This is a genomic window from Micromonospora sp. DT43 (assembly GCF_049841645.1).
GTDB lineage: Bacteria > Actinomycetota > Actinomycetes > Mycobacteriales > Micromonosporaceae > Micromonospora.
In genome coordinates, this window is record NZ_JBNCKR010000002.1 from 436377 (window position 1) to 462884 (window position 26508).

Below are 26508 nucleotides of genomic sequence, written 5' to 3' on the forward strand. Positions count from 1 at the left end.
CCACGCCACACGGCGTGCCGAGCGGGCAGGACCGGCCCGGGGACGTGGCAATCCGTCCGTCGGCAGCGGCGGACCGACGAGCGAGGTGGCCATGACTGCACACGAGGGACGCGGCAGTGGCGGCGGTGACCGGCTGGAACCGGAGGCGGTCAAGCCGTGGCGCACCGACGATTTCGACGCCGACGCGCCCTGGGGCGCGGACGACGACTCGCCGATGGACGAGGGCAGCGAGGAGACGGCGGTGCCCGAGGGGCGACGCGGTGAACGACGCGCGGGCGCCCCGGCCGGCCCGAGCGGTCCGGCCGGTAGGCACGGCTTCGGTTCGGTCGAGCCCACCCGGACCACGATGGCCGGACCCGGCGCGCCACCGGACCCGGCGCCCAGCGGTCGGAGCTTCCCCGACGACGCGGACGTCAACGAGCGGAGCCAGGACGCGCTGCGCACCCGGGGTCGGCGCTCCTGACCGACCGCGCTGCCCGCGTGTCCTGCCCGAACGGGGGCGCACGCGGGTAGCAGGCGCCTCAGCCGCCCGAAGCGCCCCGCGCCGAGACGGTGTGACCGTCCGCCGCTCGGCGCGGCCCCGCCGGCACCCGCGGCTCGGCGAACATCGTCTCCTCGGCGAGCACCTGTGCCAGCCGGGTGGCGTCGCGCTGGGCCTGCCCGGCGCAGCAGTTGTTGAACAGCACGTGCAGGTCGTCGACGTCCGCGGCCAGCTCCGCCAGCCGCAGGGCCCAGTCCCGCAGCTCCGACTCGTCGTACGCGTAGCGGAACTTGTCCTGCTTGTCGCCGTCGCGCCACGCGTCGCTGTGACCGTGGAAGCGGACGATCGCCGGCTCCGCCGTCCGGGTCAGGATCGGCGGCACCGACGACGGATGCCCCTGCGGCATGTCGACGCAGACCAGTGAGAGGTCGTGCGCGCCCAGCAGGTCCAGGGTCGCGGCCGTCGCGGCCCCGTCGAACCAGGACCCGTGTCGCAGCTCCACCGCTACCCGCCACGGCCGGCACCGCTGCGCCAGCTCGACGATCCGGCGTTCGGCGGCGGCGCCGCGCGCCAACCAGGGCGGGAACTGGAACAGCACCGCGCCCAGCTTGCCGGCGGCCGCGATCGGGTCCAGCGCCGCCCGGAAGCGGGCCCACAGCTCGTCGTACGCCTGCTCGGGCAGATCGCGACGGCGGACCCGGCTCGGGCCGGAGGTCGGCCGCAGGTCCCGGGGCAGCGCGGCCACCGGCGTCGGGTGACCGGTGAAGAGGCTGAACGCCTTGACGTCGAAGGTGAAGTCGTCAGGCGTCGCGTCGACCCAGCCGTGCGTGGTCTCCGGCACCGGAACGGCGTAGTAGGACGTGTCCACCTCGACAAGCGGGAAGCGGCCGGCGTAGAAGGCCAGCCTGCCGGCCGGCGTGTTGGCCGAGCGCGGATACCAGCCGGAGCGCAGCAGCGTCTGGTCCGCCCAGGACGACGTGCCCACCTTGATCACACCCATGTCATTCAGTGGACAGTCCCGCGCCCCGATAGGCAACCGCTGGCGGCCGGCGCTCTCGTCGTGTCCGCCCGGAAGTGTCGGTGTCCGGTCCTAGGCTGACGCTCGACCGGACCTCGACGGAAGGGCACCACCATGACCAGCACCGCGCAGCTCACCGGGGAACGCGCCGACCTGCTGCAGACGCTGCGCCGGCACCGGGGCTTCCTCCTGCAGACAGTCGACGGGCTGACCGACGAGCAGGCCGCGGCGCGCAGCACGGTGAGCGAGCTCTGCCCCGGTGGGCTGATCAAGCACGTCGCCGGCACCGAGGAGCGGTGGATGCTGTTCGCCGTGGGTGGCGCGGAGGCGATGCAGCGCGAGGAGATCGACTGGGCCGGTCAGTTCCGGATGACGCCGGGCGAGACCCTGGCCGGCCTGGTCGATCGGTTCCGCGCGGTGGCCGACCACACCGACGAGCTGATCGCCACCCTCGATCTGGACGCCGCCCACCCGCTGCCGCAGGCCCCGTGGTTCGAGCCGGGTGCGAGCTGGACGGTCCGCCGGGTGCTGCTGCACCTCATCGCCGAGACGTCCCAGCACGCGGGGCACGCCGACATCCTGCGCGAGGCGATCGACGGGTCGAAGACCATGGGCTGAGCCCCGGCCGCCTCTCGGGCGCGTCGCCTCGTGCTGTCACCGCCCCTTTCCACCGCGGGCGGATGTGACATCGCCCGAGGGGTCGGCGCTGAGGGACACGAGATGAACGCGGACCGGATGGACCAGGAAACCGCCGAGCGGCTGCTCGGCGGTTTCCCCGTCGACCCTTCGGCCGGCACGCGTCCGGTCGTGCTGCTCCTGACGGCGGTCCGCGCCGCGCCGCGCGCCGACGAGCTGGCCGGCCTGGGCCTCGCGGTGCAGGGCTTCCGCCGCGCCCAGGCGCACCGCCGGCGCCCTTCCCCGGCCCACCGGTCCGCACCCCCCGATCAGGACGCGGGCGCTACGGCAGACCGGAGCGACGGCCGGTGACTCACGATCGTCGTTGGCCCGCCGGGCGGGTGGAGCGGTCACCCGCGTACGCGTCGGTGTGCCCCCAGCGACCGGGGATGTCGAGCAGCTCCACACCGCCGAAGCCGGGAGGCAGGGCGGGGTTCACCAGCAGGTCGTCGCCCGTGGGTCGCAGGCCCAACAGGGTGCCCAGCAACATCAGCAGCGCGCCGGATGACCACGACTGGGGCCGACCGGCCGAGGGCAGCTGGACCGGATACTTCGTCAGGCTCCGCTCGTAGCCGGCGATCAGCTCCGGCACCGCCCCGCCCAGCGTCTGCGCCATGTCGAAGATGCCGGCCGCGATCCGGGCCGCGTGCGCGTCGAAACGGTAGTGCCGCAGACCGGCGGCGATCAGGGCGTTGTCCGACGGCCACACCGCACCCAGGTGCGAACCCACCGGGTTGTACGGGCGCTGCCCGGTGGCGAACGTCCGCACGCCCCACCCGTTGAACAGCCGTGGCCCGAGCAGGTGCTCGGCGACCGCCTCGGCGCGATCGTCCGTGACGATCCCGCTCCACAGCAGGTGCCCGATGTTGGACGCCAACGCGTCGACAGGCTCGCCGTACGGGTCCAGCGCCAACGCGTAGTACTCGCGGTGCGGCAGCCAGAAGTCCCTGTTGAACCGCTCCTTGAGCGCCACCGCCTCCCGATCGAGCCGGTCGGCGTACTCGGGTTCGCCCCAGAACTCGCGGGCCAGCCGGGCGCCGCGCCGCTTCGCGTCGTACGCGTAGCCCTGCAACTCGCAGGTGGCGCGGGGAAACGCCGGCGCCCGCCCGTGCGCGTCGACTATCGCGTCCGCGGAGTCCTTCCAGGACTGGTTCACCGCGCCGTGGCGCTCGTTGCGGCGCTGGTAGCGCAGGTAGCCGTCACCTGTCAGGTCGCCGTACTCGTCGATCCAGTCCAGCGCCAGCCGGGCCGGGTGGCGTAGTTCGCGAACCAGGTCCGCATCGCCCGACCACCGCTCGTACTCGTCGAGCAGGACCACGAACAGCGGGGTGGTGTCGGCGGCGCCGTAGTACAGCGCGTTCGGCCGCTCGCCGAAGGCGGCCAACTCGCCGTAGCGCAACTGGACCAGGATCTTGCCCGGCTCCTCGTCGTGGTCGTCGTCGAGCTGGCCACCCTGCAGCAGCGCCAGCATCCGCAGCGTCGCGCGGGCCAGTTCGGGGGTGAACGCCAGGCTCTGCAGGCAGGCGACGATGGCGTCCCGCCCGCACATTCCCATCGCCCACGGCAGGCCGCCGACCGGCACCCGGTCGGTGTACGCGAGCGGTTGGTACCGCAGCGCCGCCAGGGCGGCCAGAGCTCCCTGGTACGTCTCCTCCAGGCCGTCCCGTTCGGCCACCAGCTGCGGGGCCCGGCTCAGCCACGCGGTCAGGTCGTCACCTATTCCGGCGCGCACGATCTGCTGGTGCGACTCGATCTCGGCGCGCATGTCCCGGTCACCCTCGCCCTGCATCGTCATGCTGACGTGCAGGGTGGTCTCCCACGTCCCCTCGGCCGGAACCCGGATCCGGAACGTGAGCCCCTCCCCGTCGACCTCGGCGGGGGCGGTGCTGCGCACCGTGGTGACCCGGCCGAACCGCTCCCGCTCGTAGCGCAGCACGAGCGCCGCGCGGTGGGTCTCGGTCGTGACGTGGACGTTGCGCGGTCGGAGCTGTGCGACGTCGGCGATCTCCGCGATGTCGGTGAAGTCGGCGCCCACGTCCATCCGCACCGTGAAGTCGGCGGGCTCCGCCGAGTGGTTCAGCACGGTGATCCGCTCGTGCAGGCAGTCGTGCACCGAGCGGTGCCTGATGATCGACACGTCGGCGTCCACGTAGTGACTCGCCGCACCCGGCACCAGGAAGAACCGGGTCTCGAAGTACGTCATGTCGTCGCGGGAGAGGGCGTTGAGGCGTTCCCCGTCGACGCTGAGCACCCACCGGGACAGAAAGCGGGTGTCGAACGAGAAGAGACCGACAGGCGCCTGTGGATCGACCTCCATGTCGCCCTGGGCATCGCTGATCGCGAACACGTTACCGGCGATCACATGCACCTGCTCCTGCCTCATCGCGGCCGCTCCCGTTCCGCCAGGGCCGCCCGGCCCAGCGCACGGGGATGCCGGGCGCCGGCCGGTCCGGGAAAGATCCGCCGCAGCAGCATCAGCAGCGCCATGTCGCCGCGCAGGGTCAGCTCGTTGCGCAGCAGCGCCTCGGCGAGGTGCAGCTGGCCGGTGGCGAGCTTGTCGAAGACCGCCCGGTCGGCGCGGACCAGCAGGTCGGCGTCGTCGGCCGACCGGGTCGCCCGCACGTGCTGGTCGGCGACGGTCAGGTACCAGTGCTCGGTGCAGCCGTCGCCGCGCATGTCCAGGCGCAGCGTCCCGGCGGTCGTCGGGGACAGGTCCGGGCGCCGGCCCGGGTCGAGGTCCTGCAGGAACCGCGCCGCCGTCGTGCCCATCAGGTCACCTCCCGCATCCCGACAGGATCACCCGGCGCGGGGTGAGCGGGACTCACCCGTTCCGGGTGAACCGGGGGACGCGGGTCAGTCGGTGTCGACGAGGCCGCGCACGTAGGCGGCCTGCCCGGCGTGTTGCAGGTCGTCATCGGCGATGCTGACCAGCCGCACGCCGAGGGTGACAGGCGGGTCCCACGACTCGTCGACGACGCGGTCCAGGTCCGCTTGTCGCAGCCCGGCCAGGAACGATCCGGTACGCGCCGAAACCGCCGCGTAGTAGTCGATCAGCGCCTGCGCGCTCTCCGGCCGCACCTCGGCGACCTGGGCGGGCGTGTGGCCGTAGCCCGTGTTGTCCGGATCTGCGGTGAGCCCGAACCGCCCCGCCCAGTCCCCGGTCACCCAGACCTGCCCGGTCTCGAGCAGGTCGGCGACGTGGTGGTCCTGGACACGGGTCAGGTGCCAGACCAGCCACCCGACCGGGTTGGCACCCTCGGCGGGCGCCCAGCGCAACTGCTCCGGGGTGAGGCCGTCGACCGCCGCCCGGACGCGGTCGGGCAGTCGGTCGTACGTCTCGGTCAGCAGGTCACTCACGTCCACGGGGCACGCCTCCTGGTCTGTTTCCCAGCACGGTACCGCCGGATCCGGGCGGCCAAACCTCGGCCGCTACGGTGATCACGTGGTCGCGGCGCTGGAGCTGTATCTGGACCCGGATGCCACCCGACGGATCCGGGTGCTGTGGGACGCGCTGGAGACCGAGGGCGTGCAGAGCATGCGCTCGCTGCTGGAGCAGCGCCACCGTCCGCACCTCTCGCTCGCGGTGGCGCCCCGCTTCGATCCCGAGCAGGTCGCCGAGGCGCTGCGCGGAACCGTCGTGGCAGCCCCACTGCGGCTCGACTTCCAACACGTCGGGCAGTTCGTCGGACGGGTGCTCTGGCTCGGTCCGGCGCCCACACCGGAGCTGCTGGCCCACCACCAGCTGGTGCACGGCCGGCTCGCCGCCGGCGGCGTCACCCTGGCCGGGCACTACCAGCCGGGGCGTTGGGTGCCGCACTGCACGCTGTCCATGCGGGTGCCGAACACGCTGATGGCCGCGGCGGTGCGCCGCTGCCTGGAGGTGCTGCCGCTGTCGGCGACAGTGGTCGGCGCGGCGCTCACCGACCACGCCCGCGGCATCGCCCACCCGCTGCCATAGACCACTGAGTCCTGGCTGAAGACGGGGCTGGGGTTGCGGCGAAGGGCGCCGGCCATCCGCTGTGGCCGCCCGCAGTGTCGATGTGCTGTTGAGCGGTATACCTCAGAGGTATGAATATGACTCTGAGGTATACCGCTCACGACCACATCCGCCCGCACGGAGGTGACCGTCGGTAACCGTCGGCTGCACCACCGTCCAGCCAGGGTTGGAAATTACTCGTCTAGGCCGCGTCGCGTCGCCGCCGTGAGACCGTCGCCCCGGCCGTCGCGGCGAGCGTGACCGACGCCCCGGCGACCAGCAACAGGCGCGGACCCAGCGGGGCGAGCACCCCGGCCAGCCCGGTGCCGAGCGAGGCGGCGGCCACCTTCAGCGCCGCCGTGGACACGAACACCCGTGCCCGCACGGCGTCCGGCGCGTACACCGAACGGGCGGCCAGGGTGGCCGCGAAGAGCGGCGCGGTCGCCGCCCCGGCCAGCGCGAACGCGGCAACCGCCACCGGGAAGCCCGGCACTGCCGCGCAGAGCGCGACAGTCACCGCGCCGAGCGCCGCCCAACGCAAGGTCAGCCGCTCCGGCTCTCCGGTCAGAGGGAACGCCGTGACCAGGAGCGCGGCGACGAGGTTTCCGCCCCCGTAGGCGGCGGCGAGCAGCGCACCGGAGGCCGCCTCCCGGCCGAGTTCCGCCGCCAGCATGACGGCGAGCACCGAGATCGCCCCACCGGTGAGCGCGCCGACCATGGTGACCCCGGTGACCCGGCGCAGCGGCCCGGGCCCGAGCAGCACCCGCAGGCCGCCGCGTGCGGCGGGCACGGTCCGCGCCGGCCCGTGCCGTCCGGGCACACGCGCCGGCAGTGTGCCCACCAGGGCCGCCGCGACCAGGGCGGCGGCCGCCAACCCGAGCAGGGAAATCCGGGGTCCGGCCACGGCGGCGAGCACTGCCACGAGGGCCGGGCCGGCACTGCCGCCCACCCCGTACGTCACCGCGTCCCAGCCCTGACCCCGGCGCTGCGCCCGCTCGTCCGGGGCGAGGAGCGCGGCCAGCCGGCTGCTCAGTCCACCCGTCAGCAGCGGCCCGCAGGCCCCGGCCACGATCAGCAGCGCGGCCGGCACACCGACCGGCACCCGGCCGAGCAGCAGGGCGGCCAGCGCGACAGCCCCGGCGTACGTGGCGAAGGCGGCGGCCAGCAGGCCCCGCCCGTCCCGTGCCCGGTCCAGCGGACGGGCGAGCAACGGCCCCAGCAGATGCGGTGCGGTCAGGCAGGTGGCCAGCAAACCGCCCAGCAGCGCCGGACGACCGGCGCCGACCTCCGGCAGGGTGGCCAACAGGACCACCCCCACCGCGGCACCGGCGTCCGCACCCCGGGCGAGCGTCGCCGCGACGAGGTAGTGGGGCAACGCCCGGCGTCCGGGAACGGCGGGTGCGGCCGTGTCAAGAGCTTCACTCACCCGTACCTCGCTACCCAGTCGACAGGTCCGAGGCAACATCGATGCGAAATGTCCGGTTTGGCAGGCGACAGTCGGGAAACCGAAAACAGGGGGTGCGGATGTGGCCGGGCGTGGGATGGTTCGACGTGGATGCCGTACCGGTGGCGACCCACGCGAGCGGGTCGCCCGGCCGGGGGCGCGGGCGCACACCGCGCCGCCCGCGGCGGCTTCGACGAGGAGAGGCAGGGCCCATGCAGGCTCAGCGCAGGCCACCGCGCACGGAGCGGAGCCAGACCAACCACGACCGGACCGGCGGCGGGATGACCGGAGCGGCCACCCCCCTGACCATCTGGGCCGCCGCCGTGCTGCTCGGCCGCATCGCCGCGGGCGACGACGACAGCGAGGACGAACGGCACATCCTGCGCGGCATCGAGTGAGCCTCGCGACCCGCTCCTAGAGCCAGCCGCGCCGCTTGAAGACCAGGTAGAGGGTGCCGCAGACCAGCAGCATTAGCAGCAGCGCGAACAGGTAGCCGAAACGCCAGTTCAGCTCCGGCATGTGGACGAAGTTCATCCCGTACACGGTGCCGATGAGGGTCGGGGCGAACAGGATCGCGGCCCACGAGGAGACCTTCTTCAGCTCCTCGTTCTGCGCGTAGCTGGCAGCGGTCAGGCTGCGCATCTCCTCGTTCTGCTGCTGCGAGACGAGGGTCGCGTTGACGGTGAGGATGTTCTGCAGCAGGTGCCGGAAGCCGTCCACCCGCTCCACCACCTGGGTGAGATGGTCGGTCACGTCGCGCAGGTAGCGGCGCAGCTCCTCGTCGGTGCCGTAGCTGCCGGCGCCGCTGGCCAAGGCGTCGAGCATGGCCAGCAGTGGGCGGGCCGCCCGCTGGAACTCGATGACCTCCCGGCTGAGCCCGTAGATGCGCCGGCTGGCGTTCGGGTCGCCGCCGAAGACCTGGGTCTCGATCTCGTCGATGTCGTTCTCCAGCCCGGCGACCACCGGCGCGTACCCGTCGACGACCTGGTCGAGGATCGCGTACAGGACCGCCTCGGGGCCCCGGGCGAGCATCGGCGCATCGGCCTCCATGCGCCGCCGGACCGCGGCCAGGTCGGGGACCTCGCCGTGGCGGACCGTCACCACGAAGCCGGGCCCGATGAACAGGTGCAGTTCGGAGAACTCGACCTCCTCCCGCAGGTCGTCGTAGCGGGCGGCACGCAGCACCACGAAGAGCGTGTGCCCGTACCGCTCCAGCTTGGGTCGCTGGTGGGCGTTGATCGCGTCCTCCACCGCCAGGTCGTGCAGGCGGAACTCGCGCGCCAGCGAGGAGATCTGGTCGATGTCGGGTCGGTACAACCCGATCCAGGCCATCGCGTCGTCCTGCTCCTGCAGGCAGGAGTACGTCTCGGCGAGGCCGGCCGGCGAGGCGAACCGGTGTCCCCGGATGTAGACGGCACTGTCCACCATGCCCCCGGCGGGCGGGGGCGGCGCCGGCGGTGGTGGCACGCCGACGCGGGTCTCGTGCTCGTCGAGCTGGCGGCCGAAGCCACCACCCGGGCGGAAGCGACGGCCGCCGACCATGACCCGCTCCCTTCCGGTGGCATCCCCTCCGGTGGCCTCCCGGCCCTACCGACGGTTCGGCGCGGGGGCGCCGGGGGCGCTGCATCCCCCCTGCCCCGGCACCGAAACCCGCCGACACGCCCGCCTCGCCGACCCGCGACGGGCGGGTTCGGCGTACCCGGGACGGGCGCGTGAGGCCGGGCGGATACTCGCGGTGACCATGGGCGGAGGACGGGGGAAGCGCCGGTGCAGGGCAACAGGCGCGCCGGGCGGCTGCGCGGTTGGCTGCTCGACGGCGGTACGGAGCAGGCCGCGCGGCATCCCGGCCCTCACGGCCGCCCGCCGGCGGATCGGCACCACCCGTGGTGGAAGGTGATGTGCCTGACCGGTGTCGACTACTTCTCGACGCTGGGCTACCAGCCGGGCATCGCGGCGCTCGCCGCCGGGGCGCTGTCGCCGGTGGCGACGCTGGTGCTGGTGCTGGTGACGCTGCTGGGCGCACTGCCGGTGTACCGGCGGGTGGCGGTGGAGAGCCCGCACGGTGAGGGCTCGATCGCGATGCTCGTACGCCTGCTGAGTTACTGGCCGGGCAAGCTGTTCGTGTTGGTGCTGCTCGGCTTCGCGGCCACCGACTTCATCATCACCATCACCCTCTCGGCGGCGGACGCGACGGCCCACATCGACGAGAACCCGTTCTGGCCGAGCGGTCTCAAGGGGCACGAGGTGGCCCTCACGCTGCTGCTGGTGGCGCTGTTGGGCGCGGTGTTCCTCAAGGGATTCGGCGAGGCCATCGGGATCGCGGTCGTCCTGGTCGCGGTCTACCTGGCGTTGAACGCGGTGGTGATCGCCGACGCGCTGTGGCGGGTGGTGACCCACCCGAGCGCGGTCGGGGACTGGACCACCGCGCTGCGCACCGGGCACGGCGATCCCCTGCTGGTGGTCGGGCTGTCCCTGCTGGTGTTCCCGAAGCTGGCGTTGGGCCTGTCCGGTTTCGAGACCGGGGTGGCCGTGATGCCGCACATCCGGGGGGATCGCCAGGACTCGGAGGACCGGCCGTTGGGCCGGATCCGGGGCGCGCGGCGGTTGCTCACCACTGCCGCCGCGACGATGAGCGTCTTCCTGATCACCAGCAGTGTGACCACCACGGTGCTGATCCCGCCGGAGGCGTTCCAGCCCGGCGGTCCGGCGAACGGCCGGGCGCTGGCGTACCTGGCGCACCAGCACCTCGGCGGGGTGTTCGGCACCGTCTACGACCTGTCCACGATCGCGATCCTGTGGTTCGCGGGCGCGTCGGCGATGGCCGGGTTGCTCAATCTCGTACCCCGGTATCTGCCGCGCTACGGCATGGCGCCTGCCTGGGCGCGGGCGGTCCGGCCGCTGGTGCTGGTCTTCACCGCTGTGGCGTTCCTGATCACGGTGGTCTTCTCCGCGAGCGTGGACGCGCAGGGTGGCGCGTACGCCACAGGGGTTCTGGTGTTGATCACCTCGGCGGCGACGGCCGTGACCCTCGCGGCGCGGCGTCGGCGGCAGCGGGGGCGGACGTGGGCGTTCGGCGCCATCGCTCTGATCTTCGTCTACACCACGGTGGCGAACGTCGTGGAACGCCCCGACGGCGTCAAGATCGCCGCCTGTTTCATCGGCGGGATGATCCTGGTGTCGGTGCTGTCCCGGATCATGCGGGCCTACGAGCTGCGGGTCGACCACGTCGAGCTGGACCCGGTCGCCGCCCGGATGATCGACGAACGCGCCACCCGTCGGATCCGCCTCATCGCGCACGAGCCGCAGCGCCGCGACCCGGCCGAGTACCGCGCCAAGCTGGCCCAGACCATGGCGGACAACGACTTCCCCGACGACGGTGACGTCATCTTCGTCGAGGTCCACGTCAGCGACCCGTCGGACTTCGAGACCGATTTGCTGGTGCGCGGCAGCGTGGCGCACGACAGCTTCCCGGTGCTCAGCCTGACCGGCTCCTCGGTGCCCACCGCGCTCGCCGCCCTGCTGCTGGAGATCCGCGACCGGAGCCGGCGGCGCCCGCACATCTACTTCGAGTGGAGCGAGGGTGGCCCGGGTCGCAACATCCTTCGCTACCTGGCGTTCGGGCAGGGCGCGATCGCCTCGGTCACCCGGGAGATCCTGCGACGGCACGAGCCCGACCCGCGCCGCCGGCCGCACGTGCACGCCGGTTGACCTGCCCGTCGAACCGTCGCGTGACGGGTGAGCGTGGTCATAACGGCTGGACGGTCCACCGGGCGGGGCTGCTAGCCTCGGCGCAGGTCATGAGTGCCAGCGCGAAGCCCCGGCTCGCTGGCCGGCAACCCTCCTCCGCGGTGGGGTGCCCCGGGTGAAGACCAGGCACCGGCACGACGTCGGTGCAAGCGTGGCCTGGCACCCAGGTCAGCACCAGACCCGGGAGACCGTATGCGCATCCTCAGTCCCACCCCACCGGCCGGTCGGCTCACGCCGACCCTGACCCGGCGACGGCACGTGGACCTGATGCGAATGTGCAGCGCGGCGTGTACCGCCGCCTGACACGCTAGCCCTCCCCCTCCCCTCCCTCCCCGGGCGCACCACGCCCACCCACCCCGCTGTCGATCATGAAGTTGTTGCCCGCCCGACCGGCGTGTCGCGGCAATAACTTCATGATCGACCGGGTCGACGCACCCTTTTGGAGACACCTGTGCGACTTTCCTTTGGTTTGAGCCGCTTCGTTGCCTTGGGCGCGGGCGCCGTTCTGGCGGCCGCCGGGGTGACCGCTTGCGGTGGCGGCGACTCGTCCGGCGCCGCCGGCAACCCGTACGGCCTTGCGCAGGCGGGCGTGCTGCGCGCCGGCACGCTCACCGACGCTCCGCCGAACGTGTACCTCAAGGACGGTAAGTTCACCGGCTTCGACAACGACCTGCTGACCGCCGTCGCCGGCAAGCTCGGCCTCACTGTCGAGTTCGTCGGCACCGACTTCTCCGCGCTGCTCTCCCAGGTCAACAACCACAAGTTCGACGTGGGCAGCTCCTCGATCACCATCACCGAGGCGCGCAAGAAGACAGTCGACTTCGGCAACGGGTACGACTTCGGCTACTTCGGGCTGGACGTGCCGGCGGGTTCGCCGATCACCGGGTTCGACCAGCTCGCCGGCAAGCGCGTCGTGGTGGTGCAGGGCACCGTCCAGGACGACTACGCCACCGGCAAGCAGCTCGACCCGGTGCGGGTGCCGGACTACAACGGCGCGATCAACCAGCTCAAGGCGGGCACCGCCGACGCGTGGATCGCACCGGCGGAGATCGGCGAGAAGTCGGCAGCCGACAGCAACGGCAAGATCACCGTTGCGGCCAAGCAGCTCAGCCCCGCACCGACCGCGTACGCCGTGGCCAGGGGCAGCGACAAGCTGCGCGAGGCACTGAACAAGGGCCTCGACGAGGTCATCGCCGACGGCACCTGGAGCCGGTTGCAGGCCCAGTACTACCCGGGCCGGCCGATCCCGGCGGACTTCAAGCCAGGCAGCGGCACGGCGTCAGCTGTGCCGTCGGCGTCAGCTGCTTCCTGAACCGGTGACGAGCGAGCGGGGCGGTAGGAGAGGCGACCGATGGATCCGTTGAGCACCCTGTGGGAAACCTTCTTCGACGCCGACGCGATGCGCGAGGCGCTGCCCGAGATGCTTACCGTCGGGCTGCCCAACACGCTGATCCTGGCCGTCTCCGCCGCCCTGCTCGGCACGGTGTTCGGCCTGCTGCTGGCCGTGGCCGGCATCTCCCGCAGTCGGTGGCTGCGCTGGCCGGCCCGCGTCTACACCGACGTGTTCCGGGGGCTGCCGGCCGCGGCGACGATCCTGCTGATCGGCGTCGGGCTGGCACCCTTCGGTATGCGGGTCTGGGGGCCGGACCCGTACCCGCTGGGCATCCTCGCGCTGTCGCTGATCGCGGCGGCGTACATCGGGGAGATCTTCCGCTCCGGCATCCAGTCCGTGGAGGCCGCCCAGTTGGAGGGCGCGCGGGCCCTCGGCTTCTCCTGGGCCGAGGCGATGCGGCTGGTGATCATCCCGCAGGGCATCCGGCGGGTGCTGCCCGCCTGGGTCAACCAGCTCATCGCGCTGATCAAGGACTCCAGCCTGGTCTACTTCCTCGGCCTGGTGGCCAGCCAGCGGGAGCTGTTCCGCATCGGGCAGGACTACGCGGCCACCACCGGCAACGAGTCCGCGTTGCTGCTGGCGGGACTGTTCTACCTGGCGTTGACCGTCCCGCTGACGCACGTCGTGAACGGGATCGACAGGCGACTGCGGCACGGCCGGCCGGCCACCGCGGCCGACGAGGACGAGGACGACGACGCTCCGGCACTGACCGGGGCACCGGAAGGAGATCGGGGATGACCACCCTCGCGACCACCACCTCGGTAAGCCTCCAGGCCCGCGACGTCCACCTCGCCTTCGGGCCGAACCGCGTGCTGCGCGGCGTCGATCTCACAGTGGCGCGCGGCGCGACCGCCTGCGTCATCGGGCCGTCCGGGTCGGGCAAGTCAACTCTGCTGCGTACGCTCAACCGGCTCATCGAGCCCGACCGGGGCGACGTGCTGCTGGACGGACGCAGCGTCCTGCGCGACGACCCGGACGCGCTGCGCCAGCGGATCGGCATGGTCTTCCAGCAGTTCAACCTCTTTCCGCACATGAGCGTGCTGCGCAACGTCACCCTGGCGCTGCGTCGGCTGCGCAAACTCGGCGAGGACGAGGCGACGGCGGTCGCCCGCGCCCAGTTGGAGCTGGTGGGACTCGCCAACAAGGCCGACGCCCGGCCGGCGCAGCTCTCCGGTGGTCAGCAGCAGCGGGTGGCGATCGCCCGGGCGCTGGCGTTGCGGCCCGAGGTGATGCTCTTCGACGAGGCCACCTCGGCGCTCGACCCGGAGCTCGTCAAGGGGGTGCTCGGGGTGATGGCCGACCTGTCCGCCGCCGGAATGACGATGGTGGTGGTCACCCACGAGATGGGCTTCGCCCGGCACGTCGCCGACACCGTCGCCTTCATGGACCGGGGTGTGGTGCTGGAGGCCGGCCCGCCGGACAGGATCTTCGAGGGGGCCGAGCATCCCCGGCTCCGCCGCTTCCTCGCCCAGGTGCTCTGAGACGGGCGCTCAGCCCGCCTGGCGGCGCAGGTGCCCGGCGAACGCCTTCAGGTCGCCGAGCAGCTCCAGGATGGCGTTCCGGTACGCGACCGACGCCCACAGGTGCAACTCCTCGTCGTCCAGCCCGCCGAACGCCAGCGACAGCGCCTTGCGCCGGCGCCTGTCGAGCACCTTGTGCGGGCGGGTGAGCAGGTCGCCCTCGCGGCGCAGCGCCTGGACGTAGGCGGCCACCGCCTCCTGGTAGTGCCGCCCGGCGACCCGTTCCAGCAGGGTGAACTCGAAGACGTTCAGGGCCGCCTCGGAGTCCCAGTACGCGCTGTCACGCACCGGCGCGCTCGCCACGTGCCGGCCCATGGCGTGCCGGGCCTCGTAGAGCAGCAGCACCCCCCTGCCGGTGGTGCTCAGCGGCCGGCGGGGCGTCGGCAGGCGCAGCGTACGCACCGGCGCCGCGGCGGTCAGGTCCACCGCGCCGGCGTACGTCGGCATGCGGTGCGTTCCCGAGGCCGGCTCGGGCAGCAGGCAGGCCCGCTGCTGGTAGGGCAGCGGGCCAGCACCGTGGGGCGCGGCGCGGACCGCTGCCGCGTGCAGCTCGGCCAGGGGCCGGTCGTCCGGGGCCCGGCCCGGCGGCAGGGTGAGCACGAGACCGTTGACGCCGGGCACCGGCACGCCCAGCAGACAGGAGTTGCGCAGGAACGCCCAGGTCGCCGCCGCCTCGCGGATGCCGCTCGCCACCGCCTGCGCGTCGGCCCGCCAGTCCTGGGCGATCCGCAGCCGCTGCTGGAGGTCGGCGGTCGCGGCGCCGTCGTGCGGGTACAACTCACGCACGGCCCGGGGCAGCGACCCGAGGCGCAGCTCCAGCGGGTCGCCGGTGGGCGCGGGCACGGCGTGGCGGGGACAGTCGGCGGCGGAGTGCGGGTCACCGTCGACCGCGTGGCAGTCCCCCAGCCAGCTCGCGCCGGGTGGACCGGCGGGCCGCGCGAACGCCAGGTGGGGCAGCCGCCCGGTGCGCAGCACCGTCTCGTACTGCGGTCGGGCGCGCCCGGCGCGCATGACGTCCAGCGGCAGCATCGGCGCCAGCGCGAGCACCCCCGTGAGGAGGACGCAGTGCGGGCAGGCGTCGCGCACCCGGTAGTGGCGGCGATGGTCCACGCCGGGCTGCTCCCACTGGACACCGACGACCGCGTCGTCGGACGCCATCAGGTAGAGGAACTCGGTGGCGGCGCGCTCCCGGGTGACCGCGACCAGCTCGTCGAGGAACTCGCGCTCGGTGACCACCCGGGGGTCGGCCTCGCTCGCTCCGGTGGCCATGGGCACCCCCTCGCGAACCGAATACATCGACGGATGCCGAACCGGCTCTCACCGTACCCGCCTACGACGTGGCCGAACGTCCCGTGCGGGCGTGCGGCGGTGTCACCAATCCGTCAGGCGCGACCGGGCCGGTCACGGCGGGCGGTCACTCGTTCGGTCCTCGCCCCAGCAGCCGGATCTCCTCGTTGTCCAGGGCGGCCTGGAGCTCCTGGAGCACCAGGTCGTCGATCTCCCGGTTGTCGCGCAGCCGGGTCAACTCCCGCCGCTTGTGGGCGAGGACGCCGAGGCGCAGTCGGCGGTCCAGCCGGCGTTCCTCGGCGGTACGCCCACCGCTCTCGTTGAAGTCCTCCAGGTGCCGCTGGTACTCGGCCTGCAACCGACGGACCGTCTCCCCCTCGACGCCGACCTCGGCGGCGACGCGGGGCAGCGCGTCCAGGCCGGCCTGGGTGGCGCGCTGGCGGGCCTGTCGGGTCTCGTCGACGCGTTCGGGGTCGCCGGTCAGCCCCGCCCAGCGCACCACAAGCGGCAGGGTGGTGCCCTGCACCAGCATGATCAGGACGATCACCAGCGCGGTGACGAAGATGATCAGGTCGCGTTCGGCCACCGGTGTGCCGGTGGCCGTCATCGTCGGGACGGCCAGGGCGGCGGCGAGCGACACGGCGCCCCGGAAACCGGACCAGCCGGCCACGGTCCCCACCCGCCAGCCGGACGCCGACTGGTCCTGGTCCACCATCCGGCGACGCCGCAGCTTCGCCGACTCCGCCGTCAGGTAGACGAACAGCAGCCGGGTGGCGACGACGACCGGGGTGACCACCAGCACGATCGCCAGGGCCCGGCCCGGCGAGGTGCTGGAGATGCCCTTCACCGCCCGGGGGATCTGCGTGCCGAGCAGAACGAACAGCCCACCGTTGATCAGGAACGTGGACAGGTCCCAGAACGCGTACGCCAGCACCCGGGACCGGGCGCGGATCACCCGTGGACCGGCGTACGCCAGCACCAGGCCGGCGACCACGACGGCCAGCACACCGCTGGCGTGCACCGCGTCGGCGAGCAGGAACGCGGCGAACGGCGTCAGCACGCTCAGCGCCCCCTCCCGCAGCGGGTCGTCGAGCCGCTTGCGGATGAGCACCACGACGACGCCCACCAGCAGCCCGGCGACGATTCCGCCGATGCTGGCGCCGACGAACTCCTCACCGATGCCCAGCAGCCCCGGCTTTTCGCTGTGGGTGAGCAGACCCACGGCCACCGCGAAGATCACCAGGGCGCTGCCGTCGTTGATCAGACTCTCCGCGTGCAGGGTGGTGAGCAGCTTCCGGGGCAGGCGCTTGGCCAGGCCGGTGACCGCAGCGGCGTCGGTCGGCGCGAGGACCGCCCCGAGCACCCAGGCGGCCGCCGGGTTCACGCCGAACGCCTGCGCGGTCAGCGACACCGTCACCATGGTGAGCACCACGAGCACCACGGCGAGCAGCCCGATCACCGGCAGGTTGGCCCGGATCTCGCGCAGGCTGATGGTGAGGCTCTCCCGGTAGAGGATCGCGGGCAGGAAGATCAGCAGCACCAGGTCCGGCTCCAGGGTCACCTCGGACAGCGGCGGCACCAGCCCGAGCAGCACCCCGAAGGCGATGAGCAGCACCGGCGGCGCGACCCGGTACCGACCGCCGAGGGTGGTGCCGACCAGGACGGTGACGCCCAGCACCACGATCAGGACGAGCACCTCCACGGCGTACCCCCTCGATCCCCGGCCGACGACGGACGCCGGTGGTTCCATCTGACCGCACCCCGGTTGCCGGTTCCAGGGGAACCGGCAAGTCGCCGGGTAGCCCGAGCGCGGCGGGGGCGTGCGGTGTGGCACGAGAACGGGCACCGGGAGGAAGCGTGAGCAGGGAGAGAAGTGCTACGCAGACCAACCGGGGTTGCCGCTCATGATCGAGTCTGGACGCACGCCGAAGCAGGCTGCCGGAAGTTGATGCTGGCGGTCCCGAGCACTCTGAGGGCACTTCAGTGACCGCGACTGGCACCCTTGTTCACGCGTTCCCCTAACCCTGGCCGGGGTGATGGGCGCAGCCGACCGTCAGTGGCCGGAGGTGACCGTCGGTCACCTCCGTGGGGGCGGATGCGGTCGTCCGCGGTATACCGCACAGTCATATTCATACCTCTGCGGTATACCGCTCAACGGCACATCGACACCGGCGGGCATCCGCAGCGGATGGCCAGCGCCCTCCGCAGCAACCCCGGCCCCGTCTTGAGTTCGGACTTACTCGTCTAGATGAACAACGCGCCCGACGGCGCTCAGGTCGGGTCGTCGGCGCGGGCGCGCGCGATGAGCAGGCGGGCGGTACGGCGGTGCACGGCGGCTTCCTCGTGGCAGTTCAGGGCGGCAGCCAGGTCGGCGAGGTGTCCGGCCACCGGGCCGACGGTGAGCACCCCGCTGCCGGCGGCCAGTTCGGCGGCGGCCGGCCGGAGCGCGGCGGCGACGCGCTCCATGGTGGGCCTGTCGCCGACGGCGAGGGCGGCCCGCGCGGTGAGGCACAGTCGCACCTCCCGCAGCAGGTCGTGCGGCCCGTCCGGGAGGACCCGCAGGGCCGCTCGGGCGGCGTCGCGGTGGCCGTCCGCGGCGAGCAGCAGGGGTCGGACCCACGGCTCGTACGGCCCCCAGTCCAGGCTCGCCCAGTCCTCGTCGTCCGGCCCGGGGATCGGCCGGTCGTCGTAAGCCGGCCGATCGTCGGCCGCGTCGGCCAGGCGCAGGCCGAGCAGCGCCAGCGGCAGCAGTCCGTGAGCCAGACCCGGCATGGCGTCGGCGGGGAGGCGTTGCGCGGCTGCCCGGTATTCGCTCGCCGCCGCCTCCCGGTCGCCGTCCAACGCCCGGCGCAGGGCGGCGTACCAGCCGGTGAAGACCCCGACCAGCGGTAACTCGTACCGCTGTGCGAGGCGGTCGGCGGCGCGGGCGTGCCCGTCCGCGCCGGCCCGGTCGGCTCGCGCGCAGCACGACTGCACCAGGATGAGGTGACCCAGCACCTCGAAGGTCACCAGCTGGCGTGCGGCGGCCAGGTCGACAAGCTCCGCGCCGATCCGGGCCCGCTCGGCGGCCAGCCCGACACGGTGGAAGGCGTGCATGAAGCGCGCGTTCAGCGCGAAGGCCAGCAACCCGGGGTCGGCGACGGTCCGGGCGATCCGCTCGGCCTCGGCGGCGGCCCGGCGGCCACGGTCGTCGGAGGTGCCGCGCAGCTCCAGCGCGAGCGTGCTCAACAGCCGGCTGCGCTGCGCCGAGCCGGTCGGCCCGAGGCCGGTCAGGGCGTGCTCGGCGGCGCGGACGATCCGCTCGGAGAGCCTGTCGTCGTCATTGCGGGTCCAGATCGCTGGCACGTCGAACCCGGCCAGCACCTCCGCTGTCAGCCGGGGGTCCCCGACCGCCTCGGCGTCGGCGATGGCCTCGGCGCGGTACCCGCGCGCCTGCGCCAACCGGCCGGTCACCGCCAGAGCGCGCCCCAGACCGAGGACCGCGCTCAACCGCTCACGCCGCTCGGTCCCCCCGGCCCGGTCGTACGCGTCGACGACCTGAGCCCACAGCCGGGCCGACTCGTGCGGGTTGCCGTCGCGTTCGGCCTGTTCCGCGGCGGTACGTGCGTAGCCCGCGGCCCGGAGGGCGGCGGCCGATCCGCCGGCGCGCAGCAGGTGGTGGGCCACGGTGGCGGGGTCGACGGGCTGACGCCGCTGCAACGCCTCGGCCACGGCAGCGTGCCAGGCCGCGCGCCGCGCCGCGGACAGATCCGCGTAGAGCGTGTCGCGGACCAGGATGTGGGTGAACCGCAGTCGCCCGTCGGCTTCCGCCTCGGTCAGGAACCCGACCTGCAACGCGCGGTCCACGGCGTCCAACAGCGCCGCCGGGTCGCCGGTCAGCGCGCCGAGCACGTCTGGGTCGACGTCCCGGCCGAGCACCGCCGCCTGCCGCAGCACGGTACGGGTCGGCGAGGGCAGTTGCGCGAGTCGGTGCCGGATGACGTCGCGCACCCCGGGCGGCACCGCCGCCAGCGCCGCGTCGCCCGCGCCGGCGTACAACTGGACCAACTCCCGGACGAAGAACGGGTTGCCGCCGCTGCGGTGGTGGATCAGACCGACGGTCGGCGGGTCCAGCTCCGTTCCGGCGAGGGCGCGGGCCAGTTCGCCTGTCGCCTCGGAGGACAGGCCGCCGAGATAGACGCGTACCGGTTCGAGCCCGGCGGCGCGGGCCAGGGCGGCGGTCAGCTCCGGGCTGATCTCGGTGGCCCGGTAGGTGCCCAGGACCAGGATCGGCCCGGTGGCCTGCTGCGGCCCGGTGAGCAGGGCGGTGAGCAGATCCAGTGTGTCGCCGTCGGCGCGGTGCAGGTCGTCCAGGACCAGCAGGAGGGGTGCCCGGTCGGCGACCGCGGAGACCAGCGACGCCACCGCGCGGTGCCGACGGAAGCGGGCCACGGCGGGATCGGCCGCGCCGCCGGTCCCGGCCGTTCCGCCGCCGTCCAGCGGGTCGCCGGACCCGGCAGGCCCGCCCGACCCCGCCGGCTCGGTGAGCGTGTCGGTGATCTGGGTCCACGGCCAGGCGGGTGGGGCGCCCTCGTACTCGGGGCTGCGGCCCCAGGCCGTGGCCCAGCCCTCGGCGGCGAGCTGCCGGGTCAGCGCCTCGGCCAGGGCGGTCTTGCCGGCACCCGGATCCCCACTGAGCAGGGCGAGCGCGGGCCGACCGGAGCCGGTGACGGCCTGGCCGGCGTGCCGCAGCCGCTCCAGCTCCGCGTCCCGCCCGACGAACGGCCGCTGCCGTTCCCGCTCCGCGTCCCGCCCGACGAACGGCCGCTGCCGCTCCGGCTCCGCGTCCCGACCGACGACCGGTCGTTGCGGCGCGGGTCCCGTCGCGCCGTCCCGAAGGGGCTCGCCACCGTCCGGGACGGTCACGGCGGGGGTGGGGGTCAGGTGTGGCGCCTGGGCCAGGATGTCGGCCTCCAGCCGACGCAACTCGGGCCCCGGGTCCAGACCCAGCTCCGCCACCAGGACGTCGCGGGCCTCGCGCAGCGCCGCCAGCGCCTCGCCCTGCCGGCCGGAGCGGTACCGGGCCAGCACGAGCAGTCGCCAGGCGTACTCCCGCAGCGGATGGCTGGCGAGGTGGGCGGGCAGGTCGGCGGCGGCCTCGTCCGGGCGGCCCAGCGCGAGCAGCGCCTCGGCGCGCCGTTCGACAGCGAGCATCCGCGACTCGTCCAGGCGGTTGATCTCCGCGACGGCCCAGAGGGCGCCCGCGCAGTCCGCGTACGCGGGCCCTCGCCAGAGCCCGAGTGCCTCGTCGAGCACGGTCAGGGCCGGCGCGGGAAGTTCCCCGGTCAGCAGCCGTCCCGCCTCGCCGACGGCCGCCTCGAAGCGGTAGGCGTCCACCGATTCCGGGGCGGCCCGCAGCGCGTACCCCGGGGGTTCGGTGACCAGGAGGCGAGGTGGCTGCCGGGGCGGCCGGTCGGGCTCCAACGCCCGGCGCAGGTCGGCGACGAACGTGCGGATCGCGCCCACCGCGCCGTCCGGCGGGACCTCCCACAGGTCGTCGACGAGGCGTTCCACAGGCACCACCCGACCGTGGGCGATCAACAATCGGGCCAGCACCAGGCGCTGCCGGTGCCCCCGCAGCGGGACCGGACCGCCCGCGGTGGTGGCGGTCACCGGCCCGAGCACGCCGAACGTCACCCCCACCGGTGGCGACGGTTGCCTGGTCATGGCACCAATCTAGGCGGCCGCGCCGGCCCGCACTGATTCGGCGCTGACCGTCCGCTGATCACCGTCGGGCAGCCTCGGTGACGTACGACGGCGACGGGCGCTCCGCCCGCCGGCCCCGCTCACCAGGAAGGTTTCCCGTGCAGCCGAGGATCAACGGATTCGACTACCAGCGCGTCACAGTCGCCGACGGCGTGACGCTCACCGCCGCCGTGGGTGGTTCCGGGCCACCGATCGTGCTGTTGCACGGTTTCCCGCAGACCCACCTCATGTGGCGGCACGTAGCGGCCGATCTGGCCGCCGACCATACGGTCATCTGCCCCGACCTGCGGGGCTACGGTGACAGCGACAAGCCCGTGGACAGCGACGGCACGGCGTACTCCAAGCGGACCATGGCAGCCGACGTCGTGGCGCTGGCCGGTGCGCTCGGCCACGGGCGCTTCGCCCTGGCCGGGCACGACCGGGGCGCCCTGGTCGCGTTCCGCGCCGGCCTCGACCACCCGGCGGCGATCAGCCGGCTCGCCCTGCTCGACGTGCTGCCCACGCTGGACATGTGGGACGTGCTGCACGGCGCCGACGCCGCTGTCGCCTTTCACCTGTACCTCATGGCGCAGCCGCCGGGCCTGCCCGAGGAGATGATCGGCGCCAGCCCGGACGCGTTCTTCGGCCACTTCCTCGACGTCTGGACCCGCGACGAGGACGCGCTGCCGCCCGAGGCGCGTGCCGCGTACCTGCGCGCGTCCCGGAACGCGGTCACCTCGATCGTGGCCGACTACAGGGCGTCCGCAGGCATCGACGTCGTCCACGACACTGCCGACCGGACGGCCGGCAACCGGCTGCGGATGCCGGTGACGGTGCTCCAGCAGGACTGGGGCGCGGCGCTCGGCTACGACGCGGCGGCGGTGTGGCGGGCCTGGGCCCCGGACCTGGAGCACCAGACGGTCACCTGCGGCCACTTCATGGCGGAGGAGGCGCCGGCAGTGGTCGTCCGGGCGCTGCGCGACCTGCTGCTGCGCTGATACGCGAGCGGCTCTGACCTGCGGAAATACGACGCCGCACCGGGTGGACGGGACCCGGTCGCCGGTGCTACACAAGCAGATACCGGCAGCCAACGACGGCGAGTCGCCCATCGCCTCGACCATCGACCGTCCACACGCCACCGGGTGAACCTGATCGTGCGCGCGAGCTGGCACGACATCGGCCCGGAGGCGAGCCGGCGCTCATGGTCCGATCAAGGAGTCGCCGTGGGACATCTCCGCCCCCGGGCCAAGAACCAGCCGTTCGAGGTCGCCGCACTTGTCACGACGCCCATCTGCGGGTTCCTCCTGCTCGTGCTCGACGTCCGATCACCGTCGGTGCAACTGTCCATGCCGGAACCCCTCCAGCTCGGCTGGGAGGTCGCCCTGATCATGGTCGGCGTGGGCGGCCTGTCGGGCATCCTGTGGCCCGGTCGGCTCTCCACCGGCCTCGGTATCGAGTTCGCGTCCGTCCTGGTGCTCGGCACCATCACCGGCATGTACGCGGTGGCGCTGGTGGCGGTGGCCGGCGCACAGGGCCTCATTGCGGCGTCGTTGATCAGCGCGGTGCCACTGGGCGCGTTCTGGCGGGCCGCCCAGGTCGCCGCCGACCTGCGCTGTCTGGCCTACGACCACCAGTGCGCGACGCACCGACGGGTCGTGGGAGGTGTCACGTGATCTCGGCACCGACACCCGAAGCGCCGCAGTGGGTCCAGGTGCTGCTCAGCCTGCTCGGCATCCTGGGTGGGACGACGGGCCTGGCCGCCATCGCCACAGTCGTGTCACAGCGCGGCAAGTTCAAGGCCGACGCCGCCGACACGCTGACGGAGGCCGCACTGACGCTCGTGCAGCCCCTGCAGACGCGGATCACCGAGTTGGAGGGCCAGGCGGTGACCTCGCGATCCGAGTTGGGGCTGCTGCGTGAGCAGGTCAACCAGTTGCAGTTCGTCGTCCGGGTGCTGACCCGCACGCTGGACAGGTGGCGTACCGCGGTGCACGCCCCCGACGCCACCCTGCGCAAGATCCGCGCTGTGGTCACGGAGTCCGAGCGGCTGTCCGAGGACCGGTGACGGGCCTCGCGGACGGCTCATCCGCCGCCCGGGGAGCGCAGCCGGCCGACGAGGTCACGGACGGCCGCCCGAAACGCGGGGTCGGACTCGCCAGGGTGGTGCCCGCGCACCGGTGGCGGTCGACGCTCCCCGGGTGACGGCAGCAGGGCCGTGGGATCGCGCAGCCGCCGGTCCACGCGGCCGGCCGGGTCGGCCTCCTCCGGCGGCGGATCGCCGGGCCGGTGCGCCGCGAAGATCCAACCGCCGACCGGGTCGGTGTCCCGCCAGAGGTTGAGCCACCGCCATTCGACCCGCTCCCCCACCTCGCGCAGCACCGTCTCGTCGAGGTACGCCGGAAAGAGCCGGGCGTAGAGGCGGTCCAGCGGGGAGCCGTAGGTGAGCAGCGCGACCCGCCGACGCACTGTCGGCGGCAGCCGCAGCACCGCGAGGGCCAGCAACGCCGAGCCGTGACTGTGCCCGCACAGCAGCACCCCGGCGTGCCGCTCGGTCAGGTGGCCGATCCGGTCGGCCAGCTCCGGCACCGCCCGGTCGGCGTAGCTCGGGGGCGCGAACGGGTGGGCGGCCCTGGGCCAGAAGGTGCCCAGGTCCCAGAGGATCCCGACGTGCCGGCGGAACCACGCCGTCCGGTAGGCGAACAGACCTCCCAACACCAACGCGAGGAGCACCGCGGCGAGGAGGTAGGTGCCCACCGCGAGCCCCATCCCGACCGCACCGGCCGGCAGCCCGAGATAGTGCCGCGCCAGCTCGTCCGGCTCGTGCCCGAACTGCCCGAGCAGACTCGTGGCCAGCCCGACCACCGCCAGAGACGCGTACGTGGCCGCCAGCAGGCCCACCCACTCGGTGAACCGCGCCCGGGTCACCGCCTTGGTGACCCGCCGCAACCGTCCGGTCGCCTCCGGCGGCGGCGCGGGAAAGTCGCGGGCGACGATCGCCTCCGCCGCCCCGCGACGGCGACGCCGGGACAGGAGGGTCATCGACCCGCAGAGCAGCACCGCCACGGCCACGTGCAGGAAGAAGGCCAGCAGCGTCCAGCGGTACGGCAACGGCGGCCCTCCGTCGCCGCGGTAGCCACCGAGCAGCACCCCCGCCTGGTAGACCAGACCGGCGGAGAAGGCGCCGGTCAGGCCAACCGCGATGGCCGCGATCAGCGCCGCGCCCAGCCCTCGGGGCAGCGCGGACCGGCCGCGGTGCCACAGCACCACGCCGCTGAGCACCACCAGCAGCACCATCTGGCCGAGCAGGGCGCCGCCGGCGATCCCGTCGTAGCCGGGGAGCCCGGCCGACGACGGCCAGCCACGCTCGTCGCGTGCGACAGCCACGAGAGTCGCCACCGTCAGACCCGCCGCCAGCACGCCCGTCGCTCGGGCGGTCACCGTGGCGGTGCGGGCGGTCGCTGCCCGGTCGATCAACCCCGGGGCGACGAGCAGACCGACGCTTGCCACCAGGACCGCCACGCTGAGCGTCAGCAGCAGCGTCGTCCCTGGTGTCGGGCCGCCGCCGCGACGGGCCGTGAGGAGCAGGACGTCGAGGACGGCGAGCGCGGCGGCTACGTGGATCGCCCGCAGCCGCACCACAAGCGGCTCCACCGCCCACAATGGATTGCCGGCCGGGCGGGAGCGACGGGTGCCGAGCAGTCGCAGGACCCCGACGGCGACGATCGGCAGCAGCGCCGACACGGCCAGCCGCTGCCCCACAGGTCGGTCGTCGAGCCCGGCCAGGTTGTCGAAGGGCGCGCGGCAGGCGGCCGCGCCGAGACACCGCCAGGCGAGCAGGTCGAGGGCGACCCCGGCCATGGACACCACGTACAGCACTGTGAGGTTGAGCGCGAGGAGCCGGCACAGGACGGTGACCGCGGTGGCGCCGCTGCCGGTGGGCCGCATCCACACCGCCGCGTTGCTGAGCATGAACGGCAGCAGGAGGACCAGGGCGAGCGTCCGGGCCACGGTGCCCGAGGGCAGGTCCCCCCAGCGGTACGCCTCCAGCGTCACCCCGTCCGGGTCGGTGCCGTCCGACCCGTCGCGGCGGTGGAAGCCTCCCCGGGCGTCGCCCGCGACCTGCCGGACCCGCTCCGCGCCCAGGATGACCGAGGGTCGCGCCCCCGACACGCCGTGCACCCGCAACTCCACCACGTCGTCGCAGCGCGGTTGGTCGCCGTGGCGCGACGCTGCCTGCGGCATCGGGGCCGCTACGCGAGGAGGTCCGACGCCACGGTCCAGAGCCGCTCGGCGTTGCCCGGATCGACCGCGTACGCCGCGACGCCTGTGTAGTCGGCGGGCCGCTCGGTGACCACCGGCGCCTCGGCGCAGTCCTCGAAGTAGCGACCGCCCACGCCGTCCAGCAGGGGGGACGCGGCGAGCAGCACCGAGGTGGCGGCGCCCTGCTGCGGTGTCTTCTGCCGCTCCTTGGGGGTACGCAGCCCGCCGGTGTGCTTCTGCAGACCGGTGGCGATCGCGCCGGGGTTCAGCGCGTTGGCGTGGATGCCCTCGCCGGACCAGCGGCGGTTCGCCTCGACGGCCAGCAACGCCTCGGCGCTCTTGGACTGCCCGTAGGCCAGCAACGGGTCGTACGGGCGGAACGCGAAGTGCAGGTCGTCGAAGACCACCGGCGAGAAGAGGTTGCCGCTGGAGCTCACCGACACCACCCGGGCGCCACCGGCCGCGGCGAGCGCGTCGTGCAGGCCGACGGTAAGCGCGAAGTGCCCCATGAAGTTGGTGGCGAACTGCATCTCCCAGCCCTCGGCGGTGCGCTCCAGCTCGGGCAGCGCCATGATCCCGGCGTTGTTGACCAGGATGTGCAGCGGCTGGTCCCAGCCGGCGACGAATCGGCGTACCGAATCCTGGTCGGCCAGGTCCAGCTCACGAGCCGTGACCCGGTCCGCGCCGATGCTGGCCGCGATGTCGGCGGCGGCCTGCTCACCCGCGCTGACCCGGCGTACCCCGAGGACCACCTCGGCCCCGGCGGCGGCCAGCGAGCGGGCGGTCTCGACGCCGATGCCGGCGGCGCCTCCGGTGATGACGGCCCGCCTGCCGCTCAGGTCGACTCCGGCGAGGACCTCGTCGGCGGTCGAGGCGAAACCGAATGGCGTCCTGATTCGCTCAGTCATCTCTGCCCCTTGTCTCGAGCACGCTTCCTGCCAAACACTGTCACCCGGCCACCGCCAGTTATCCGGGTTCCTGGT

Annotated in this window: 23 protein-coding genes and 1 riboswitch; of the genes, 12 read left to right on the forward strand and 11 right to left on the reverse strand. The window is 73.3% G+C overall.

Annotated elements, in window-relative coordinates:
* Positions 1-91 precede the first annotated feature (91 nt).
* Positions 92-463: a hypothetical protein gene (locus ACLQ26_RS06060; protein WP_425743475.1), complete on the forward strand. Its 372-nt coding sequence runs from the start codon at positions 92-94 to the stop codon at positions 461-463.
* A gap of 58 nt (positions 464-521) precedes the next feature.
* Here ACLQ26_RS06060 and ACLQ26_RS06065 read toward each other — a convergent pair whose 3' ends face one another.
* Positions 522-1481, reverse strand: coding sequence for a DUF72 domain-containing protein (locus tag ACLQ26_RS06065; protein WP_425743476.1), 960 nt, complete (start codon positions 1479-1481; stop codon positions 522-524).
* Between the two features lie 132 nt (positions 1482-1613).
* Between ACLQ26_RS06065 and ACLQ26_RS06070 the strand changes: the two genes are divergently transcribed.
* Together ACLQ26_RS06070 and ACLQ26_RS06075 are read left to right on the forward strand one after the other, a co-directional pair.
* Positions 1614-2117 (forward strand): DinB family protein, encoded by a 504-nt coding sequence (locus tag ACLQ26_RS06070; RefSeq protein WP_425743477.1) that lies wholly within the window; start codon positions 1614-1616, stop codon positions 2115-2117.
* A gap of 102 nt (positions 2118-2219) precedes the next feature.
* Complete coding sequence (locus ACLQ26_RS06075) at positions 2220-2486, forward strand: hypothetical protein (RefSeq protein ID WP_425743478.1); 267 nt, start codon at positions 2220-2222, stop codon at positions 2484-2486.
* A 1-nt stretch (position 2487) separates the two neighbouring features.
* Here the strand turns inward: ACLQ26_RS06075 and ACLQ26_RS06080 are convergent, their stop codons facing one another.
* The 3 genes from ACLQ26_RS06080 to ACLQ26_RS06090 all read right to left on the reverse strand — a co-directional run bounded on the left by ACLQ26_RS06080 (position 2488) and on the right by ACLQ26_RS06090 (position 5537).
* Positions 2488-4557, reverse strand: a complete 2070-nt coding sequence (locus tag ACLQ26_RS06080; RefSeq protein ID WP_425743479.1) for a glycogen debranching N-terminal domain-containing protein — start codon at positions 4555-4557, stop codon at positions 2488-2490.
* Positions 4554-4943: an SCP2 sterol-binding domain-containing protein gene (locus tag ACLQ26_RS06085; protein WP_425743480.1), complete on the reverse strand. Its 390-nt coding sequence runs from the start codon at positions 4941-4943 to the stop codon at positions 4554-4556. The genes ACLQ26_RS06080 and ACLQ26_RS06085 overlap by 4 nt, the downstream gene beginning before the upstream one ends.
* Before the next feature lie 84 nt (positions 4944-5027).
* Positions 5028-5537, reverse strand: a complete 510-nt coding sequence (locus tag ACLQ26_RS06090; protein ID WP_425743481.1) for a mycothiol transferase — start codon at positions 5535-5537, stop codon at positions 5028-5030.
* A gap of 79 nt (positions 5538-5616) precedes the next feature.
* Between ACLQ26_RS06090 and ACLQ26_RS06095 the strand changes: the two genes are divergently transcribed.
* Positions 5617-6132 (forward strand): 2'-5' RNA ligase family protein, encoded by a 516-nt coding sequence (locus ACLQ26_RS06095; RefSeq protein ID WP_425743482.1) that lies wholly within the window; start codon positions 5617-5619, stop codon positions 6130-6132.
* Positions 6133-6352: 220 nt separating this feature from the next.
* Here the strand turns inward: ACLQ26_RS06095 and ACLQ26_RS06100 are convergent, their stop codons facing one another.
* A complete protein-coding gene (locus tag ACLQ26_RS06100; RefSeq protein WP_425743483.1) occupies positions 6353-7576 on the reverse strand; it encodes an MFS transporter in 1224 nt (407 codons plus the stop codon).
* 230 nt (positions 7577-7806) lie between these two features.
* On the opposite strand from ACLQ26_RS06100, the gene ACLQ26_RS06105 reads away from it, so the two are divergent.
* The gene (locus ACLQ26_RS06105; RefSeq protein WP_363688558.1) at positions 7807-7992 is read left to right on the forward strand and encodes a hypothetical protein; all 186 of its coding nucleotides are present in this window, start codon (positions 7807-7809) and stop codon (positions 7990-7992) included.
* A 16-nt stretch (positions 7993-8008) separates the two neighbouring features.
* Here the strand turns inward: ACLQ26_RS06105 and corA are convergent, their stop codons facing one another.
* Complete coding sequence (gene corA, locus ACLQ26_RS06110; RefSeq protein ID WP_425743484.1) at positions 8009-9136, reverse strand: magnesium/cobalt transporter CorA; 1128 nt, start codon at positions 9134-9136, stop codon at positions 8009-8011.
* Positions 9137-9361: 225 nt separating this feature from the next.
* Here corA and ACLQ26_RS06115 point away from each other — a divergent pair, with 225 nt between their 5' ends.
* The 4 genes from ACLQ26_RS06115 to ACLQ26_RS06130 all read left to right on the forward strand — a co-directional run bounded on the left by ACLQ26_RS06115 (position 9362) and on the right by ACLQ26_RS06130 (position 14215).
* Entirely contained in the window at positions 9362-11302 is a 1941-nt protein-coding gene (locus tag ACLQ26_RS06115) for an amino acid transporter (protein ID WP_425743485.1), read from the forward strand.
* 85 nt (positions 11303-11387) lie between these two features.
* A riboswitch (SAM riboswitch) is annotated at positions 11388-11499 on the forward strand.
* A gap of 311 nt (positions 11500-11810) precedes the next feature.
* The gene (locus tag ACLQ26_RS06120) at positions 11811-12653 is read left to right on the forward strand and encodes an ABC transporter substrate-binding protein (protein ID WP_425743486.1); all 843 of its coding nucleotides are present in this window, start codon (positions 11811-11813) and stop codon (positions 12651-12653) included.
* A gap of 39 nt (positions 12654-12692) precedes the next feature.
* Complete coding sequence (locus ACLQ26_RS06125; RefSeq protein WP_425743487.1) at positions 12693-13472, forward strand: amino acid ABC transporter permease; 780 nt, start codon at positions 12693-12695, stop codon at positions 13470-13472.
* Positions 13469-14215 carry an amino acid ABC transporter ATP-binding protein gene (locus ACLQ26_RS06130; RefSeq protein WP_425743488.1) on the forward strand — a complete coding sequence of 249 codons (747 nt, stop codon included), beginning with the start codon at positions 13469-13471 and terminating at the stop codon, positions 14213-14215. The genes ACLQ26_RS06125 and ACLQ26_RS06130 overlap by 4 nt, the downstream gene beginning before the upstream one ends.
* Positions 14216-14224: 9 nt before the next feature.
* On the opposite strand, the gene ACLQ26_RS06135 is transcribed toward ACLQ26_RS06130, so the two are convergent.
* The 3 genes from ACLQ26_RS06135 to ACLQ26_RS06145 form a co-directional block, all read right to left on the reverse strand.
* Positions 14225-15523 (reverse strand): hypothetical protein, encoded by a 1299-nt coding sequence (locus tag ACLQ26_RS06135; protein WP_425743489.1) that lies wholly within the window; start codon positions 15521-15523, stop codon positions 14225-14227.
* 145 nt (positions 15524-15668) lie between these two features.
* Positions 15669-17291, reverse strand: coding sequence for a Na+/H+ antiporter (locus ACLQ26_RS06140; protein ID WP_425743490.1), 1623 nt, complete (start codon positions 17289-17291; stop codon positions 15669-15671).
* A gap of 521 nt (positions 17292-17812) precedes the next feature.
* Complete coding sequence (locus ACLQ26_RS06145) at positions 17813-21247, reverse strand: BTAD domain-containing putative transcriptional regulator (protein ID WP_425743491.1); 3435 nt, start codon at positions 21245-21247, stop codon at positions 17813-17815.
* A gap of 137 nt (positions 21248-21384) precedes the next feature.
* Between ACLQ26_RS06145 and ACLQ26_RS06150 the strand changes: the two genes are divergently transcribed.
* The 3 genes from ACLQ26_RS06150 to ACLQ26_RS06160 all read left to right on the forward strand — a co-directional run bounded on the left by ACLQ26_RS06150 (position 21385) and on the right by ACLQ26_RS06160 (position 23330).
* The gene (locus ACLQ26_RS06150) at positions 21385-22263 is read left to right on the forward strand and encodes an alpha/beta fold hydrolase (RefSeq protein ID WP_425743492.1); all 879 of its coding nucleotides are present in this window, start codon (positions 21385-21387) and stop codon (positions 22261-22263) included.
* A 225-nt stretch (positions 22264-22488) separates the two neighbouring features.
* Positions 22489-22938 (forward strand): hypothetical protein, encoded by a 450-nt coding sequence (locus tag ACLQ26_RS06155; protein WP_425743493.1) that lies wholly within the window; start codon positions 22489-22491, stop codon positions 22936-22938.
* A complete protein-coding gene (locus ACLQ26_RS06160) occupies positions 22935-23330 on the forward strand; it encodes a hypothetical protein (RefSeq protein WP_425743494.1) in 396 nt (131 codons plus the stop codon). Before ACLQ26_RS06155 ends, ACLQ26_RS06160 begins: the two co-directional genes overlap by 4 nt.
* 17 nt (positions 23331-23347) lie before the next feature.
* Here ACLQ26_RS06160 and ACLQ26_RS06165 read toward each other — a convergent pair whose 3' ends face one another.
* Together ACLQ26_RS06165 and ACLQ26_RS06170 are read right to left on the reverse strand one after the other, a co-directional pair.
* The gene (locus ACLQ26_RS06165; protein WP_425743495.1) at positions 23348-25507 is read right to left on the reverse strand and encodes a hypothetical protein; all 2160 of its coding nucleotides are present in this window, start codon (positions 25505-25507) and stop codon (positions 23348-23350) included.
* A gap of 8 nt (positions 25508-25515) precedes the next feature.
* Complete coding sequence (locus ACLQ26_RS06170; RefSeq protein ID WP_425743496.1) at positions 25516-26433, reverse strand: SDR family NAD(P)-dependent oxidoreductase; 918 nt, start codon at positions 26431-26433, stop codon at positions 25516-25518.
* Positions 26434-26508 lie beyond the last annotated feature (75 nt).